General features: G+C 51.7%; 1 protein-coding gene. It reads left to right on the forward strand.

Translation table 11 applies throughout. The features are described 5' to 3' along the window. Positions 1 to 486: 486 nt before the first annotated feature. A complete protein-coding gene (locus ACNPN0_RS12325; protein WP_448938554.1) occupies positions 487 to 3,999 on the forward strand; it encodes a CDP-glycerol glycerophosphotransferase family protein in 3,513 nt (1,170 codons plus the stop codon). Positions 4,000 to 4,036 lie beyond the last annotated feature (37 nt).

A 4,036-nucleotide genomic window follows, 5' to 3' on the forward strand; every position in this document is an offset into this window, starting at 1 on the left:
CATGAGGCATAGCCTGCCATGTAACCGCCACTGATTGTAGAGGCGCTTGCTCGCGGATGTACCGACTTTAATCACTGATGCCACAGACCTATATCCATAGCCTTGCTCGAAGAGTTCCACGAGTTGCTCGCGTTGGTACTCGGATAGTGTGCTTCGTGCGTGCATGGAAATGCTCCCCTAAAGTTGTTGACTTTTACAGTCCAACTTTCGGGGAGCAGTTCAGAATTGGGACCAATTACTTTAAGCGCCAGATAATGACAACGCTCCAGTCGAAGCAGACTCTATGGCCATTCGCAGGTGTCCGTGGCGGTTTCAAACTGATTTGAGGGCCCACGGACGGTAATCTTAGACTGTGGATCACATGAAATGACGGCCACTGCGGGTGGTGCTAGCGGCCTATTCATGTTGTACACGCGTGATTTCCAGGCTGATCCGCTGAAGGACTTACGCGGGGGATAGCAGCTAAAACATTGAAGGACACTATTCGTGGCAGTTGAAATTCGAGCTATGCAAGACTTGGCGCAGTCAGCGATGCAGACTTTGCGTACCCAGCGGTTGAAGCGCAAAAAGTATCGCTACTACAGCGGCTACCAAGAGCTGAACCTTGCAATTCGTGATGAAGTTCTGCATCTGGACGCTAGCGTTGCCCATCCCGTGCAATCCGTTTCGGTATTACACGGTAGCCACATCGTTCTTTCTGTTGCGCCACTTACGTCTGATCTAGTCAAAATCGGTCACGATGAACCCCATCGAATCCATGCTGAGATCTCTCTGGATCCCCTTCTTGATCGGTGGCAAGACTATCGCGAACTCGCTTCCAGCAACGAAGAGCCGGAATCCAGCGTTCCTGATTCGGATGACGCAGATGACAACCAAGTGACTATGGAAAATGACCTGTACGCCGGTACGGTTCGTCTTGCACTGACCTTCAGCTCCGAATTCGATCAATTGCCTCCGGGAATCGCATGGTTGCAGCTAACTGAAGACGGTGAACTGCTCAGGCGCAAAGAGGTCCGGGAACGGATCGACGCCGGGGAACTAATCCTCAACGGCCCTGTTATCGCCCACCGTATTCTGGGGCGATTCTCGTCGACTACTTTTAGCCATGACACGGTCTATAATTCAGGCGAACGCAGCGTAGGACTTTATATCAATAAGAAGGCCGAAGTGGCTTTGGCCCTGAACCGGCCTCTGCGCTTCAAGTATCGAATTCGTACTGACATCACCCGGATCAATGACGGCATGCTGTCGTTGGGCGGAGTTCTGGAAACGCAGAGCGACCGCTTGTCCTCAGTCACTTTGCAACTGGTTGGACGTAAATCGGAATTTACAGTTGAAGTTCCAGCGGAGCTGGTTCTCGACGAAAAACATGCAGCAAAGCGCTTTGGACGTGCTATCTACAGCTGGTCAGCAACCCTGGATTTCAAATCTGCTGACTGGGAGGCGACCGATCGTGGCGATAACTACGATCTCTATCTGCTGGCGACTTCGAATTCCAGCGGTGAGCTTGCACGCATCCGGGTGACTCGTACCCCGTTTGCCGTGCGCAGCACGACGCGTGCAGATGCGGTGACAATCGGTGAAAAGACTCTAGCGATTTCTCCGTATTTCACCTTCAAAGCAAAATCAACATCGGTGATTCTGGAAGTGTTCGACAAAGAAGCCTTTGCCGTACTTGCTAACGCCAAACAGCGTAGTTTCCCAATCAGCCAGCCATCGGATTCGAAACCGATTTGGATCGTCGGCGAACTGTCCTACAAGGCTCAGGACAACGGGCTGCATCTGTTCAAATACCTGCGCAAAGAACGCCCAGATATTGATGCATACTATGTCATCGATGAGAAAGCTCCCGATTTGCGGAATTTCGATTCCATGGATCACGTCGTTTTCCATGGCAGCAAAGAACACTTTGAATTGGCTATTCGTGCACAACGAGTCATCGGCACGCACCATGCCGATTACTTGTACCCAACAAGGCACCATAGCTTCTCGTCGCGTTGCCGCGCTACTCGGGTGTTCTTGCAGCATGGCGTCATGGGAACCAAATGGATGGTTCCCAACTACGGCAAGAATTCACCTGGCTTTGCGACGGACCTTTTCATGGTTTCCTCTGAGCGCGAGAAGCAGTACATCGTTAAGGACTTCCTTTATTCGCCTGACGAAGTCAAGGTCACCGGGCTATCCCGGTTCGATTCCTTGCTAGCGACGGATTTGAGTGTTAACGAGAACATGCTCCTGATCATCCCAACGTGGCGTGATTGGTTGCAGAATGAGGAAGTTTTCCTTGAATCGGACTACCTCGAGCAATGGAAAAATGTGCTTAATTCGGCGGAACTTGCAGAATTAGTCCAGAGGCATGGCCTGGAAGTTGTTTTCTGCCTCCATCCCAACATGATGCAATTCAGGGATCATTTCGCTGGCGCGCCGGCTCGACTAATTGTCCAGGGTGAAATTGACGTTCAGGAACTAATCAAGACCGCGGCAATCATGGTCACGGATTACTCTTCAGTGAACTTTGACTTCAGCTTCCTGCACAAGCCTGTTCACTACTACCAGTTCGATCGCTCTCGCTTCTTGGGACCGAGCGGTTCGCATTTGAACTTGGACGACGAATTACCAGGCCGCATTGCCTTTGACGCAGAAACATTGCTGGATGATCTTTCGCGTACCCTGCAACGAGGGAAAGCCATGGAAGACAAGTACCGTCAACGTGCTGACGTGTTCATGACCCACCGGGACCAACACAATTCGCAACGCATAACGGAAGAAATCGAGCGAGCCGAGCTGCGCGGCAAACCCAACGTTGGCTGGCGTGCCGAATTGCCGGTTAAGTTGAAGAACAAGTTCCGTAGGAACAAGCGGTACTTTGACGTCATGCGCAAGCTATACAAGTTGTACAAGCTTGCTCCCATGGAAGAAGACCTCATCGTCTTCGAATCGGGTCTCGGGAATCAGTACGGCGACTCTCCTCGGTATATTTACGAGGAATTGCTGCGACAAGGTGACACACGTCGCAAGGTATGGGTTTACTCGGGAAAGCACCGCTTCTCCGATCCTTTGACGACTACCGTTAAACGATTGTCACCGGAATATTTCTGGCACCTAGCACGGGCAAAATACTGGGTGAATAACCAGAGCTTCCCGCACTATGTGAAGCGTCGCGCGAAGGGAGTGTTCCTGCAGACCTGGCACGGAACACCACTCAAGCAGATGGCACTCGATGTTCGCGAAGTTCAAGGCCGCGATGAGGGGTATCTTGAGCGTGTTACACGAGCAACGCGCCAATGGACGCACCTCATTTCGCCTTCTCGCTACACGAGCGAGATCATGCGATCCGCCTATGCATTCTCAGGCGAAGCCGTGGAGCTTGGCTATCCCCGAAACGACATCTTGACCGGTACCGACGTTGCTGAGCAAGAAAAGCGTGTTCGTGATGAGCTTGCGATACCCCCAGGAATCAAGACCGTACTTTACGCGCCGACATTCCGTGACGATGCGGCTTCAAGCCGCGGTAAATTCAGATTCGACCTGCCAATGGATCTGGAGGAGTTCGACCGTCGTTTTGGCGAAGACACCATCTTGATGTTGCGCATGCATGTGCTGGTATCAAATGCCGTGTCGATTCCGGAGAGCCTGCGGCACCGCATTATCGATGTCTCGAGTCATCCAGATATTCAGGAACTGTACCTTGCTTCTGATGTATTGATTACTGATTATTCGTCGGTGTTCTTCGACTACTCGCTGTTGCGACGACCAATTATCTTCTATGCATACGATCTGGAGAACTACCGGGACAATCTGCGTGGTTTCTATTTGGACTACGAGAGTGCGTTGCCTGGCCCTATTGTTGAAGAAGAGAACGACCTTTGGGATGCACTATCGTCAGCTTTGGCGGGGGCTGATCTGCCAGGGGTGAATCGAGACGAATTCATTGAAAAGTTTGCCCCAAATGATGACGGACATGCCGCGCGGCGCGTTGTTGAGCGCTTCTTCAAATAAGGAAGACACCGCAGCTTATTGAAATTGTGTTGCCGGG

The organism is Glutamicibacter sp. AGC84, from assembly GCF_053543575.1.